A 12,659-nucleotide genomic window follows, 5' to 3' on the forward strand; every position below is an offset into this window, starting at 1 on the left:
CCTAGGGCTGCACATCAAAGCGCGTGGTTTGATCATTCCAGACAAAAAAGCGCCCGGCACAATAAGGCGTTTTTACCAAACCAATCCGTAGAGCGCCGCTCTCCGAAAAGACCTTCACCGAGTTCACCCCCTGATTCCAGCAAGCTGCCCCATCAATGGGCAGCACCTGCAGGCGCTTACCAGTCGACTTCTCCATCACATCGATGGAGAGAACCCGCGCGTCGCTTTCGCGCAATGGCACCTGAAAATAAAACTGCTCGCTGGACTGCGCCTGAAGCAAGCTCACCGCATCATCTGGCCAGGCACTGTCAGTTTCCAGGAACGCCTTGAGCTTCAGTTCAAGCGGTAGAGACTTACCGTCTCGATAACGCACCCACTGCCCAGAAATCTGCGGCCTGCTGCGAAAGAAGTCGACATGCGTGAAATGAAATCGCGCCACTGGCAGGCCGTCGACATCGAGCTCATCAATACCCAGATAGGCCTCATGGGTAATTGCCGGTTTGAGGGTGATGGGCGTTCGGTAGCGATCGTAGGCATACAGTGCACGCTTCACTCCATTGTCGTAATGCATGACAAAGCTGATCGGATAAGTGCCAAGACGACCCTCATAAATCGCATAAGAGGCCTGCGCCACCGTCGAGAGCAGCAGACACACTGCAGTCAGCAAGCAACCCAACACCGCATTAAGTGATCGCATCAGAAGGTCTCCTCGCTGCGAGCATGCAGTTTCAACTGGAGAGTCCCCGCAAAACTGTAGTGCTCCCATTGAATAGTGCCCACCTGATAGTCAACCCCGGCCTCGGGGCGCAGGCTGACCCGCCCATTAGCATCGAACCGCAGGTGCCCGCGCTTAGCCAGCGCCTCCAGAGATGGGTGGCGCTGGTAACCGGCAGCGTCCTGATAAAGGTAATACCAGGGGTCGCCAGCCACTATCGCCCCATCACTGGCTCTCACCAGCATCGGGGTGACGCGAAAATCTAGGGTTCCGTCGCCATTGAAATCGACTAGCTCCAGGGTTTCGGCGCCACGAAAGAAAAGGTTCAGCCCGTCCAGTTTCTGCACCAGCTCTCCACTGACGCGATCGCGCACACTTATATGATCAACCCGTCCTGCAGGCTCGCCGACTTGCTTTTGCGCATGCACCAGGTAGTAGAACCGCTTATCCACCTTGGCCTGCAGCATCTCACCGACATAAGCATCACGGCTCTCATAACTGAAATGCACTGCCCGCCGCAGGTCGACACTTCTGCGTTCACGCGTCTTGAGATCGACCCAGTTGCCTTGCAGGGTTTGCGCACCTAGAACAAAAGGCTCCAGTGACAGGGCGGCACTCGCCATGCGCGGAATGTCCATGATGTTAATCAGCAAACCCTCACCATCCAGATAAGGTGTCTTTTCCAGCGTAACCGGCTGACGCCCGCTCTGGTTGAATAAATAACCGCTCAAGGCGTCGAGCTGATAGTCATGGATGAGTATCAGCTCGACCTTATCCTGACCGACACTCCCCGTGTAAGTGAACTGATTTGCGTCGGCTCCGGTAACAGAAAACCACAACAACCCAAACAATACCCGCAAGCGCAGCAATTCCATGCCAGCCATCCTTTGCCTCCATCCCAGTATAAAAACTTGCCCGCAATTTAACGGACTTTCTTCTGCAACACCTTGTTCCAGCCTGCTTTGCCAAAGCACAAGCTTACCTTGCTTGCCCACTCATCAACCCTATGCGCAGCCAGCACAAGCAAATCCGCAGAATAAAAAAGCCCCGCACTAGGCGGGGCTTTTTTATTCTGCGAAGCATCAATCTTCGCGATAACGACGCAGCTTCAGCGGCTTGCCACCGACGCGGGTGTCTTTCAGCTTGGTCAGCAGACGCTCGAGGCCTTCTTCCGGCAGCTCGACCAAGCTGAAGCTCTCGCGCACCTGGATGCGGCCGATGGCTTCGCGGACCAGGCCGCCTTCGTTGAGGATCGCGCCGAGCAGGTTCTTCGCGGCGATACCGTCGCGAGCGCCCAGGGCGGTACGGCAACGGGCACGGCCTTCGGCCAATGGCACAGGAGCACGACGCTCACGGCTGCCTTCGCGATCAGGACGCTCAGGACGATCACTGCGCTCGCTACGTTCACGCGGAGCACCGCTGTTCGGAACCAGCGGCTGGTCACGCTCAACCTCAGCCAGGGTCAGCGCTTGGCCGTTGGTGGCCTTGCGCAGCAGGGCTGCGGCCAGGGCACGCGGGCTGCAACCGATGTCGGCAGTCAAACGATCAAGCAGATCACCGTGGCTGGCTTCGGCATCAGCAACCAGCGGAGCCAGGCTGTTGGTGAGCTTCTTGATGCGCGCGTCCAACACCTGCTTGGCGTCTGGCAGCTTGACTTCACCGACCTTCTGCCCAGTTACACGCTCGATCACTTGCAACATGCGGCGCTCACGCGGAGTCACCAGCAGCAGGGCGCGACCGGTACGGCCAGCACGACCAGTACGGCCGATACGGTGCACGTAGGATTCCGGGTCGTACGGCATGTCCACGTTCATCACGTGGGTGATGCGCGGCACGTCGAGGCCGCGAGCGGCAACGTCGGTGGCGATCACGATGTCCAGACGGCCATCTTTCAGCGAGTCGATTACGCGCTCACGCTGGTTCTGTGCGATGTCGCCGTTCAGTGCAGCAGCCTTGTAACCCTTGGCTTCCAGCGCGGCGGCCAGGTCCAGGGTGGCTTGTTTGGTGCGGACGAAACCGATCAGCGCGTCGAATTCTTCGACTTCCAGCAGACGCAATACGGCAGCGTGCTTCTGGTCGGCGTGAACCATCAGATGCACCTGCTCAATGGCAGTTACGGTCTGGGTCTTGGTTTCGATCTTGACGTGCTTTGGGTCACGCAGGTGTTTTTCGGCAATGGAGCGGATCGAGTGCGGCAGAGTGGCGGAGAACAGCACGCTCTGACGGCTTTCCGGCATGGCCTTGAAGATCACTTCGAGGTCATCCATAAAGCCCAACTTAAGCATCTCGTCGGCTTCGTCGAGGACCAGGTGCTGAATGGTGGACAGCACTTTCTCGTCGCGACGCAGATGGTCAACCAGACGACCTGGAGTGGCCACAACAATCTGTGCGCCATTGCGGATGGCCTTGAGCTGCGGGCCCATCGGCGCGCCGCCGTAAACGGCGATAACACTGACGCCCGGCATTTGCTTGGCGTAGGTTTCAAAAGCGGTGGCAACCTGCAGCGCCAGCTCACGAGTCGGAGCCAAGATCAGCGCTTGCGGCTGACGCTTGGCCGGGTCGATGCGGCTGAGGATTGGCAGGGCGAAGGCAGCGGTTTTACCGGTACCGGTCTGCGCCTGGCCGATCATGTCGTGGCCGGCGAGGATTACTGGAATCGCTTGAATCTGAATAGCCGAAGGCTCTTCATAGCCAGTGGCAATTACAGCAGCGAGAACATTGGGATGTAGATCGAGAGCGGCGAAGCCGCCGATTTCCTGGGTCATGGGTCTGCCTCTAGTGCATCCGCAAAGACCCATGTTCCAAAGCTGCGCATGCCGTGTAAGACCCGAAAGTCACCCTGGCAGCCATGTCGGCGGGGATTTGCGAAAACGTGTGATAAATGAATCGTCAAGGATAGTCCGCAAAACGGACTAACTGCCAAAGTTAACCTTCGGGCGAGTTGTACTACCTGAACGTGGCCATGAATTGACCGGCGCGCACTATACCGGAAAACCTGGCCAAATGTACTGGTTTTTCCTGAAATCGAGCATATAGCACGCCGGATGGTCATCCTCTGATAGCCTGCAGCTGCCATGCTGTAACGGCTTCACGCCCCAGTTTACTAACCTGCGCACAAGGACTCCCCGCCATGACCCAAAGCACCAGCGGCCGCGTCAGCCGTGAAAAACGCGGCCAGATCATGTTGATCGGCCTGGACCGAGCGAGCAAACGCAACGCCTTCGATATGCCCATGCTCGACGACATGTGCCTGGCCTACGGTGAGTTCGAGCGTGACAGCGAGGCGCGGGTGGCGCTGGTATTTGCCCATGGCGAACACTTTACCGCCGGATTGGACCTAGCCAATGTAGCGGCGCAGTTTGCCGCCGGCTGGAAGATACCTGACGGCGGCTGCGACCCCTGGGGCGTATTCGGCGGACCGCGAGTGAGCAAACCGGTGATCGTCGCCGCGCAAGGCTACTGCTACACCATCGGTATCGAGCTGATGCTGGCTTCGGATATCAACCTGTGCGCCAGCAATACCCGCTTCGCGCAGATGGAAGTGCAACGCGGGATCTTCCCCTTCGGCGGCGCCACCCTGCGTATGCATCAGACGGCCGGCTGGGGCAACGCCATGCGCTGGCTGCTGACCGGCGATGAGTTCGATGCTCACGAAGCTTATCGCTTGGGCTTTATCCAGGAGGTTGTGGCCAGCGAAGAGTTGCTGCCCAAGGCGCTGTGGCTCGCAGAACGCATTGCCGCCCAGGCGCCGCTAGGCGTGCAGGCCACCCTGGCCTCGGCACGCCAGGCCGTTATCGAAGGCCCAGCTGCCGCAGCCGCCAGCCTGCACCCGAGCGTGACAAGGCTGATGGCCAGTGAAGATGCTAAGGAGGGTGTCAAAGCTATGCTGGAGCGCCGCCCGGGCGACTTTAAAGGGCGTTAAGCCTGGTTATCCGACTGCCGATCAGGTGGCCGGACGCACCGCTTTAATCAACGACTCCAGTGAATAACCGAACTGCGGCGCTAGCAGCTCATTACGGCGGCGCAGCTCGGCAAAGTCGATTTCCTGCTCCAGATCCGCCGGCACCAGCAGTACCACGTTGCCCTCCTTTACCGGACACTCCCAGTAATGCCGGTGGTAGAGCCCGCGCAGCAACGGCGCGCCGAGCGGCTTGCCGTCGTTGCCGGCCCACTGGTTGATAATCAGCCAGCCGCCGGGATTGAGCTGCTTCTGGCAGTTCTCCAGAAAGCGCCAGGCCAGATGCCCAGTCGCCGGCCCGTGATCGGTATAGAGGTCAACAAACAGCAGGTCGGTTTTTTCCGCGCTTTCCAGCAATTCCAGCGCATCGCCGATACGGATAGTCAGGCGCGGGTCATCGACCAGGCCCATATGCTCCATGGCCAAGCGCGGCACATCGGCGCGCAGCTCGATCACTTCAACATCTTCCAACGGCAGAAACCGCAGGCAGGCCTGGGTCAGGTTGCCGGCACCGAGGCCGAGAAACAGCGCACTTTCCGGGTGCTCATGGCACAAGGCGCCGAGCAGCATGGCGCGGGTGTAGTCGTACTCCAGCCAGCTGGGGTCCGGCATATACACGCAGCTCTGCTCGATCGCTTCGCCGAACTCGAGAAAGCGGTAAGCACCCATTTCGACTACCTGGATCACCCCGAAGGCATCGTGCACTTCGGCGATCAACAGCGGGTCCGGCATCTGCCCAACCGGAGGTAAACCTGGCATCCACCACTCTCCACCGTGACATCCCCGACCATTTCGGCCAGGGGAAAGGCGCTAATTGTCATTGAGGCACCCTCCCCTGGTCACGCGATAATTTGCCGCAGTCGGGAGCGCCGAGTTCGTCGTTATGCGGCTACAACAATAAAAACAATTATCGAGGTTTGCCATGTACGCCATTATTGGTGCCGGCCCCATGGGGCTGTGTACAGCACGTCAACTGCACAAGCACGGCATCGACTTTGTCGGTTTCGAACTGCACGCGGATGTCGGCGGCCTGTGGGACATCGATAATCCGCACAGCACCATGTACGACTCGGCGCACCTGATTTCCTCCAAGGGCACCACTCAGTTCAGCGAGTTTCCGATGCGCGCCGAGGTGGCCCCCTACCCGCATCACAGTGAGATGCGCCGCTATTTCCGCGACTACGCCGAGCACTTCGGGCTGTATGCGCACTACCAGTTCAATACCCGCGTGGTGGAAATCCAGCGCTTGGACAAAGGCTGGAAGCTGATCAGCGAGCACAACGGCGTGCAACGTGAATGGCTGTTCGACGGCGTGCTGATGGCCAACGGCACCCTGCACACGCCCAACCAGCCGGCGCTGCCGGGCGAATTCAGCGGCAAGCTGATGCACTCCAGCGACTACCGCTCCCCTGCAGTATTCGACGGCAAGCGCGTGTTGGTGATCGGCTGCGGCAATTCGGCCTGCGATATCGCCGTGGACGCCGTGCACCGCGCCGCCTCGGTGGACCTCTCGGTGCGTCGTGGCTATTACTTCCTGCCCAAATTCACCCTGGGCAGGCCCACCGACACCCTCGGCGGCGCAATCAAACTGCCGCGCCCACTCAAGCAGTTTCTCGACGGCCTGCTGATTCGTGCCCTGGTCGGCAAGCCTTCCCAATACGGCCTGCCCGACCCGGATTACAAACTCTACGAATCACACCCGGTGATGAACTCCCTGGTGCTGCATTACCTCGGCCATGGCGATATCAAGGCGCGCCGCGATGTGGCCAAGGTCGACGGCCTGCAGGTGACCTTCAGCGATGGCGAACAGGCCGAGTACGACCTGATTCTGCAAGGCACCGGTTACAAGCTCGACTACCCCTTTATCGACCGCGCGCACCTCAACTGGCCGAGTAGCGCCGGCGCGCCGCAGCTGTACCTCAACGTGTTCCACCCCGAGTACGACGACCTGTTTATGCTGGGTATGGTCGAAGCCTCGGGCCTCGGCTGGCAGGGCCGCGACGAGCAGGCCGAGCTGGTGGCGCTATATATCAAAGGCCTGCAGGCTGGCAGACAGGCGGCCAAGGACTTCCAGGCACTCAAACGCGAACGAGCGAGCATGCGCATGGACGGTGGCTACCAATACCTGCAACTGGAGCGCATGGCCTACTACGTGCACAAGGACAGCTATCGTCAGAGCATCGCGCAACACAGCAACAGTCTGCGCGCCGGCCTGGCCGCGCTGCCCGCTACCGCCAGCCGCACTGTTGAAGGAAGCCTGTGATGGAGCCGGTGAATATCCAGTTCGACCCCAGCAGCCTGGTGCTGATCAACGTCATCGTTGCGGTGATGATGTTCGGCGTCTCGCTGGAGCTGCGCCTGGATGACTTCAAACGCATCGTCCGCGAGCCCAAGGCGCCGCTGATTGGCCTGTTCGCGCAATTTGTCCTGCTGCCGGCGCTGACCTGTCTGGCCTGCTGGGCGCTGCGCATCGAGCCGATGCTGGCCCTGGGCATGATGCTGGTGGCGGCCTGCCCCGGCGGCAGCTTCTCCAACATCATGACCTGGATGGCCCGTGGCAATGTGGCGGTGTCGGTCAGCATGACTGCGGTATCCAGCCTCGCCGCCAGTGTGCTGACGCCGCTGAACTTCGGCTTTTATGCCTGGCTTAATCCACTGACCCGCCCGCTGCTGACTGAAATCGCCATGGACCCGATCAGCTTGCTGCTCTTGGTACTGCTGGTACTGGGCCTACCGTTGATCGCCGGCATGTGGATCGGCCGGCGCTTTCCCAGCCTGTCACTCAAGGTGGAAAAGCCGCTGCGCATCTTTGCCCTGCTGGTGATGCTGGCCTTCGTCACCCTGGCCTTTAGCCGCAACTTCGACCAGTTTATCGCGCACTTCCATCTGTTCTTCTGGCTGGTGGTGGCGCACAACGCCCTGGCGTTGGCGGTGGGTTACGGGTGCGCGCGGCTTTCCGGGCTGCCGGCAGCAGATCGCCGGGCGATCACTCTGGAGGTCGGTATCCAGAACTCGGCCCTGGGCCTGGTGATCATCTTCACCTTCTTCCCGCAGGCCAGCGGCATGCTGCTGATCGCTGCGTTCTGGGGCTGCTGGCACTTGGTCAGCGGCCTGACGCTGGCATTTATCTGGTCGCGCCGCGAGCCCATCGCCGCTTCACCCGCCCCTGCGGCACTGGCTAACGCTGGAGAAAAATAATGCCCACCATCTTGATCACCGGGGCCGCCAGCGGCCTCGGCTGGCAGCTTGCGCGCGCCTATCACGGCCAAGGCTGCAATCTGCTGCTCACCGATATCAATGCAGACGGCCTGACCGCGCGGGTGAATGAACTGGGTGCCGAGCGGGTAATCGGGCTGGCCGGCGATATCACCGACCCGCACCTGCATCAGCAATTGCTGCAAACCTGCAGCGAGCGCTTCGGCCGCCTCGATGTGCTGATCAATAACGCCGGCATCACCCACCGCTCGCCGGCCATGCAGACAGACCCAGCGGTGCTGCGCAAAGTCATGGCCGTCGACTATCAGGCTCCCGTAGAGCTGACCCTGAGCGCCCTACCGCTGCTGCGCCAGAGCCGTGGGCAGATCATCGCCATCGGCTCCATGGCCGGCTGGATGCCGGTGCTGGGTCGTGCTGGCTATTGCGCAGCAAAAAGCGCCCTCGGCCAGTTCTTCGAGGTACTGCGCGCCGAGGCCGCCCGCGACGGCATCCGCATACTGCTGGTCTACCCGAGCTTTCTCGATACACCGATCGAACAGAACGCCCTCGGCGGCGATGGCAAGCAGGCGCAGCACGGCCGCTCAACCATCGGCCAGGTACGCGGCGCCGACTGGATGGCCGCGCAGATTCTCCAGGCGCAGAGGCAAGGCCGCGAGCGGCTGTTCCCCGACCGCGGCAGCTGGTTGGCCAGTCTGCTCTGGCGCATCGCCCCCGACTTTTACTACCGCAAGATGAGCGCACGCTTCGCCGCGGAGATGGGCTGATGGAGGTTATCTGGCTGGCCCTGGCGGGTTTTATCCTGTTGGCATACACACTGGAGGCAATCACCGGCTTCGGCAGCATCGTGATCGCCCTTTCGCTGGGCGCCCTACTGCTGCCCATTGATCAGCTGCTGCCGGTACTGGTGCCGCTGAATATCTGCATGACCGGCTACCTGGTCTGGCGGCATCGGCAGATGATCGACCGCCGCCTGCTGCTGGGCATGATCCTGCCCGGCATGCTGTTCGGCACGGTTATCGGTTATGCCCTGCTGCCCTTCCTCGACGCCGCCCTGACCAAGCGCCTGTTTGGCGCGCTGGTGCTGTGGTTTGCCGCCCGCGAGCTATGGCGCCTGCGTCATGCGGCCGTGCAACCCGTGCGACCCATGTGGCTCAGCCGCCTGCTCAGCCTGTGTGCGGGCATCAGTCACGGCCTGTTCGCCTCCGGCGGCCCGCTGCTGGTATTCGCCCTGGCCGGCACCCAACTGGACAAGGCGCGCCTGCGCGCCACCCTGGTCACGGTGTGGTTCACCCTCAACAGCCTGCTGACCCTGGCCTTTCTGCTCGACGGCCGCCTACTCCCCGCCCTGCCGCAAGTCGCCAGCTATGCGCCCTTACTGCTGATCGGCGTGTGGCTGGGTGAGAGCCTGCATCGGCGCTTTAACGAGCAGCATTTCCGTATTGCCATCTACCTGTTGCTGCTGGTTACCGGCGGCCTGCTGTTAGCGCCCTGGAGTCTGCTATGAGCCACGACATCATTATCAAGAACGGCCTGTACTTCGACGGCAGCAACCAACCCGGGCAACTGCGGCATATCGGCATCAAAGACGGACGCATCGATGTGCTGAGCCTCAGCCCACTGGATGAAAGCGGCTGCCCCGAGGTCCTGGACGCCGATGGCAAGTGGGTAACGCCGGGCTTTCTGGAAATCCACTCGCACTACGACGCCGAAGTGATCGCTGCCCCCGCATTGAAGGAGTCGGTGCGCCACGGCGTGACCAGCGTGACCATCGGCTCCTGCTCGATCAGCATGGCGTTGGCCGACGCTGAGGACTGCTCGGACCTGTTCACCCGCGTTGAGGCGGTGCCGCGCGAATACGTGCTGCCGATCCTGCAACAGAAGAAGACCTGGCGCGACGCCGCCGGCTACCGCGCCTTCTACGATCTGCAGCCGCTGGGGCCGAATGTCAGTTCCTTCCTCGGCCACTCCGAGCTGCGCGTAGCGGTGCTTGGTCTGGAGCGCGCCACCAGTAAGATCAAACCGACTGAAGCTGAACTGGCGCGCATGGAACAACTGCTGGAAGAAGCGCTGGACGCCGGCTGCATCGGCCTGTCGGTGATGACCACCAAACTCGACAAGATGGACGGCGACCGCGCCTGGTCCAGCCCGCTGCCATCGACCTTTGCCAGCTGGACCGAGTTCTCCCGCCTTTTCGCCGTGCTACGCCGGCGTGGTGCGGTGCTCCAGGGCGCGCCGGATGCAGTGACCAAGGTCAATGTGTTCGCCTTCCTCTATCAGGCCCACGGCTGGTTTAGAAAGCCGCTGAAATGCTCGATGCTCACCGCCCTGGACTTGAAGTCGCAGCCGCTGCTGCACCGCTTTACCCGCCTCTCCGGCTGGCTGGCCAACCGTGTGCTGCGCGGCCACTTCCGCTGGCAGACCCTGCCAGCGCCCTTCAACCTGCGCCTGGAAGGGCTCAACGTGAACGCCTTCGAGGAGTTCGGCGCCGGCGAGATCCTGCGCAATATCAAGGACCCGGACGAGCTGTACGCCAAGGTGCTGGAGCCGGAGTTCCGCGCGTTGTTCAAGAAGCAGGTCAAGGCCATCCTCACCAAGGGCCTGTGGCACCGCGACTTCTCCGATTGCTGGGTAAGCGAGTGCCCGGACGCCAGTATGGTTGGCAAGAACTTCAAGCAACTCGGCGCCGCCCGTGGCCTCGACCCGGTGGACGCCTACTTCGAATTGGCCTGCCAGTACCGCGAAGCGCTGAAGTGGCCACCTGCTACGGCAACCAGCGCCTGCCGGTGATGCACAAGCTGCTCTCCAGCCCCTGGACCCAGCCGGGCTTTGCCGACTCTGGCGCGCACCTGCGTTCCATCGCCCAGTACAACTTCCCGCTGCGCTTCCTTAAATATGTGCGTGACGCCGAACTGGCCGGCACGCCCTTTATGGACATGGGCCGCGCCATCCACCGCCTGAGTGGCGAATTGGCGGACTTTATCGGCGTCGACGCCGGTTATATCCGTGTTGGCGACCGCGCCGATCTGGTGATCGTCAACCCGGCTGGGCTGACCGATGAACTGGACGAGATCCATGAAGCGCCGATGGACGTGCTCGGCCTGGAGCGCGTGGTCAAACGCAATGACGCGGCCGTGGAGGCGACGCTGATCAACGGTCGCATCGCCTACCGCCGCGGCAGCGAGTTCCCCGTTGAGCTGGGCAAACAACAGGGCTTCGGCAGCTTTCTGCCGGGGCGTGACGTTACGCCGCGCACAGCGCCAGCAGCAGGCTTCAAACCCGCTACGGCCTGAGCCGTACGTCACCATGCAGCGGCTCTATCGCGCCTATCGGCTTGCCGGTCATGGCTTATCGGTTACCATGCCCGTCCGCCTAAATTGACTTAAGCCGAGAGCCGTAATGTCGCAACCCTGGAGCCCTGAAAGCTGGAGAGCCAAGCCGATCCAGCAACAACCGCAGTACCCGAACGCCGCGCAACTGGCCCAGGTCGAGCAGACCCTGGCCGGTTATCCGCCGCTGGTGTTTGCCGGTGAAGCCCGTGAACTGCGTCGCCAGTTTGCCGAAGTCACCCAGGGTCGCGCGTTTCTCTTGCAGGGTGGCGATTGCGCCGAGAGCTTTGCCGAGTTCAGCGCGGCAAAAATCCGCGACACCTTCAAGGTGCTGCTGCAGATGGCCATCGTAATGACCTTTGCCGCCGGTTGCCCGGTGGTCAAAGTCGGGCGCATGGCCGGCCAGTTCGCCAAGCCACGCTCGGCCAATGACGAGACCATCGACGGGGTGACCCTGCCCGCCTACCGCGGCGATATCGTCAACGGCATCGGTTTCGACTCGGCCAGCCGCGTGCCGGACCCGGAGCGCCTGCTGCAGGCCTACCACCAGTCCACCGCCTCGCTGAACCTGCTGCGCGCCTTTGCCCAGGGCGGCTTTGCCGACCTGCATCAGGTGCATCAGTGGAACCTCGACTTTATCGCCAACTCGGCGCTGGGCGAGAAATACAGCGCACTGGCCGACCGGATCGACGAAACCCTGGCCTTTATGCGCGCCTGCGGTATGGACGGCGCGGCGCAAGTGCGCGAAACCAGCTTCTTCACCGCCCACGAAGCACTGCTGCTGAATTACGAACAGGCCTTTGTGCGCAAGGACAGCCTTACCGGCGGCTGGTACGACTGCTCGGCGCATATGCTGTGGATCGGCGATCGCACCCGTCAGCTGGACGGCGCGCATGTCGAGTTCCTGCGCGGCGTCGGCAACCCGATTGGGGTGAAAGTCGGCCCGAGCATGGACAGCGAAGACCTGATCCGCCTGATCGATATCCTCAACCCGGACAACGATCCCGGCCGCCTCAACCTGATCGTGCGCATGGGCGCCGACAAGGTCGAAGCCGGTCTGCCGCGCCTGATCCAGACCGTGCAACGCGAAGGTCGCCAGGTGCTGTGGAGCAGTGACCCGATGCACGGCAACACCATCAAGGCCTCAAGCGGCTACAAGACCCGCGACTTTGCGCAGATTCTGGCCGAAGTGAAGCAGTTCTTCGCCGTGCACCAGGCAGAGGGCAGCTACGCCGGTGGTATCCATATCGAAATGACCGGGCAGAACGTTACCGAGTGCATTGGCGGCGCGCGGCCAATCACCGAAGACGGCCTGTCGGATCGCTACCACACCCACTGCGACCCTCGGATGAACGCCGACCAGTCGCTGGAACTGGCCTTCCTGATCGCCGAAACCCTTAAGCAAGTCCGCCGCTAACGGCTGTTTTTCGCGGGCATGGGTTAG

At 61.7% G+C, this 12,659-nt stretch carries 12 protein-coding genes; 8 read left to right on the top strand and 4 right to left on the bottom strand.

From position 1 onward, the window contains the following. Nucleotide 1: 1 nt before the first annotated feature. The 3 genes from ACQ4LH_RS15670 to ACQ4LH_RS15680 form a co-directional block, all read right to left on the bottom strand. The gene (locus tag ACQ4LH_RS15670; RefSeq protein ID WP_430697995.1) at nucleotides 2-697 is read right to left on the bottom strand and encodes a hypothetical protein; all 696 of its coding nucleotides are present in this window, start codon (nucleotides 695-697) and stop codon (nucleotides 2-4) included. Then, the gene (locus ACQ4LH_RS15675) at nucleotides 697-1,590 is read right to left on the bottom strand and encodes a hypothetical protein (protein WP_430697996.1); all 894 of its coding nucleotides are present in this window, start codon (nucleotides 1,588-1,590) and stop codon (nucleotides 697-699) included. The genes ACQ4LH_RS15670 and ACQ4LH_RS15675 overlap by 1 nt, the downstream gene beginning before the upstream one ends. A 207-nt stretch (nucleotides 1,591-1,797) precedes the next feature. After that, nucleotides 1,798-3,513: a DEAD/DEAH box helicase gene (locus tag ACQ4LH_RS15680; protein WP_430697997.1), complete on the bottom strand. Its 1,716-nt coding sequence runs from the start codon at nucleotides 3,511-3,513 to the stop codon at nucleotides 1,798-1,800. Between the two features lie 332 nt (nucleotides 3,514-3,845). Here ACQ4LH_RS15680 and ACQ4LH_RS15685 point away from each other — a divergent pair, with 332 nt between their 5' ends. After that, nucleotides 3,846-4,637, top strand: coding sequence for a crotonase/enoyl-CoA hydratase family protein (locus tag ACQ4LH_RS15685; RefSeq protein WP_430697998.1), 792 nt, complete (start codon nucleotides 3,846-3,848; stop codon nucleotides 4,635-4,637). Between the two features lie 21 nt (nucleotides 4,638-4,658). Here the strand turns inward: ACQ4LH_RS15685 and ACQ4LH_RS15690 are convergent, their stop codons facing one another. Next, entirely contained in the window at nucleotides 4,659-5,432 is a 774-nt protein-coding gene (locus tag ACQ4LH_RS15690) for a spermidine synthase (protein ID WP_136665054.1), read from the bottom strand. Nucleotides 5,433-5,595: 163 nt separating this feature from the next. Here ACQ4LH_RS15690 and ACQ4LH_RS15695 point away from each other — a divergent pair, with 163 nt between their 5' ends. The 7 genes from ACQ4LH_RS15695 (at nucleotide 5,596) to ACQ4LH_RS15725 (ending at nucleotide 12,632) form a co-directional block, all read left to right on the top strand. Then, nucleotides 5,596-6,936: a flavin-containing monooxygenase gene (locus ACQ4LH_RS15695; protein WP_430697999.1), complete on the top strand. Its 1,341-nt coding sequence runs from the start codon at nucleotides 5,596-5,598 to the stop codon at nucleotides 6,934-6,936. Further along, complete coding sequence (locus ACQ4LH_RS15700) at nucleotides 6,936-7,871, top strand: bile acid:sodium symporter family protein (RefSeq protein WP_430698000.1); 936 nt, start codon at nucleotides 6,936-6,938, stop codon at nucleotides 7,869-7,871. The genes ACQ4LH_RS15695 and ACQ4LH_RS15700 overlap by 1 nt, the downstream gene beginning before the upstream one ends. Beyond that, nucleotides 7,871-8,653, top strand: a complete 783-nt coding sequence (locus ACQ4LH_RS15705) for an SDR family NAD(P)-dependent oxidoreductase (RefSeq protein WP_430698001.1) — start codon at nucleotides 7,871-7,873, stop codon at nucleotides 8,651-8,653. Before ACQ4LH_RS15700 ends, ACQ4LH_RS15705 begins: the two co-directional genes overlap by 1 nt. Next, the gene (locus tag ACQ4LH_RS15710) at nucleotides 8,653-9,393 is read left to right on the top strand and encodes a sulfite exporter TauE/SafE family protein (protein ID WP_430698002.1); all 741 of its coding nucleotides are present in this window, start codon (nucleotides 8,653-8,655) and stop codon (nucleotides 9,391-9,393) included. Before ACQ4LH_RS15705 ends, ACQ4LH_RS15710 begins: the two co-directional genes overlap by 1 nt. Then, nucleotides 9,390-10,676 (top strand): N-acyl-D-glutamate amidohydrolase, encoded by a 1,287-nt coding sequence (locus tag ACQ4LH_RS15715; RefSeq protein WP_430698003.1) that lies wholly within the window; start codon nucleotides 9,390-9,392, stop codon nucleotides 10,674-10,676. Before ACQ4LH_RS15710 ends, ACQ4LH_RS15715 begins: the two co-directional genes overlap by 4 nt. Then, nucleotides 10,640-11,179, top strand: coding sequence for a hypothetical protein (locus tag ACQ4LH_RS15720; RefSeq protein ID WP_430698004.1), 540 nt, complete (start codon nucleotides 10,640-10,642; stop codon nucleotides 11,177-11,179). The genes ACQ4LH_RS15715 and ACQ4LH_RS15720 overlap by 37 nt, the downstream gene beginning before the upstream one ends. Before the next feature lie 106 nt (nucleotides 11,180-11,285). Beyond that, entirely contained in the window at nucleotides 11,286-12,632 is a 1,347-nt protein-coding gene (locus ACQ4LH_RS15725; RefSeq protein WP_424482652.1) for a class II 3-deoxy-7-phosphoheptulonate synthase, read from the top strand. The last annotated feature ends 27 nt before the right edge of the window (nucleotides 12,633-12,659 follow it).

The organism is Pseudomonas peli, assembly GCF_050563605.1.
In the GTDB taxonomy this organism is placed as follows: Bacteria; Pseudomonadota; Gammaproteobacteria; order Pseudomonadales; family Pseudomonadaceae; genus Aquipseudomonas; species Aquipseudomonas peli_A.

Excerpts from the sequence above, each read along its gene's own strand:
- ACQ4LH_RS15670 (WP_430697995.1), bottom strand. The coding sequence starts at position 697 with ATGCGATCACTTAATGCGGTGTTGGGTTGCTTGCTGACTGCAGTGTGT.
- ACQ4LH_RS15675 (WP_430697996.1), bottom strand. The coding sequence starts at position 1,590 with ATGGAATTGCTGCGCTTGCGGGTATTGTTTGGGTTGTTGTGGTTTTCT.
- ACQ4LH_RS15680 (WP_430697997.1), bottom strand. The coding sequence starts at position 3,513 with ATGGGTCTTTGCGGATGCACTAGAGGCAGACCCATGACCCAGGAAATC.
- ACQ4LH_RS15685 (WP_430697998.1), top strand. The coding sequence starts at position 3,846 with ATGACCCAAAGCACCAGCGGCCGCGTCAGCCGTGAAAAACGCGGCCAG.
- ACQ4LH_RS15690 (WP_136665054.1), bottom strand. The coding sequence starts at position 5,432 with ATGCCAGGTTTACCTCCGGTTGGGCAGATGCCGGACCCGCTGTTGATC.
- ACQ4LH_RS15695 (WP_430697999.1), top strand. The coding sequence starts at position 5,596 with ATGTACGCCATTATTGGTGCCGGCCCCATGGGGCTGTGTACAGCACGT.
- ACQ4LH_RS15700 (WP_430698000.1), top strand. The coding sequence starts at position 6,936 with ATGGAGCCGGTGAATATCCAGTTCGACCCCAGCAGCCTGGTGCTGATC.
- ACQ4LH_RS15705 (WP_430698001.1), top strand. The coding sequence starts at position 7,871 with ATGCCCACCATCTTGATCACCGGGGCCGCCAGCGGCCTCGGCTGGCAG.
- ACQ4LH_RS15710 (WP_430698002.1), top strand. The coding sequence starts at position 8,653 with ATGGAGGTTATCTGGCTGGCCCTGGCGGGTTTTATCCTGTTGGCATAC.
- ACQ4LH_RS15715 (WP_430698003.1), top strand. The coding sequence starts at position 9,390 with ATGAGCCACGACATCATTATCAAGAACGGCCTGTACTTCGACGGCAGC.
- ACQ4LH_RS15725 (WP_424482652.1), top strand. The coding sequence starts at position 11,286 with ATGTCGCAACCCTGGAGCCCTGAAAGCTGGAGAGCCAAGCCGATCCAG.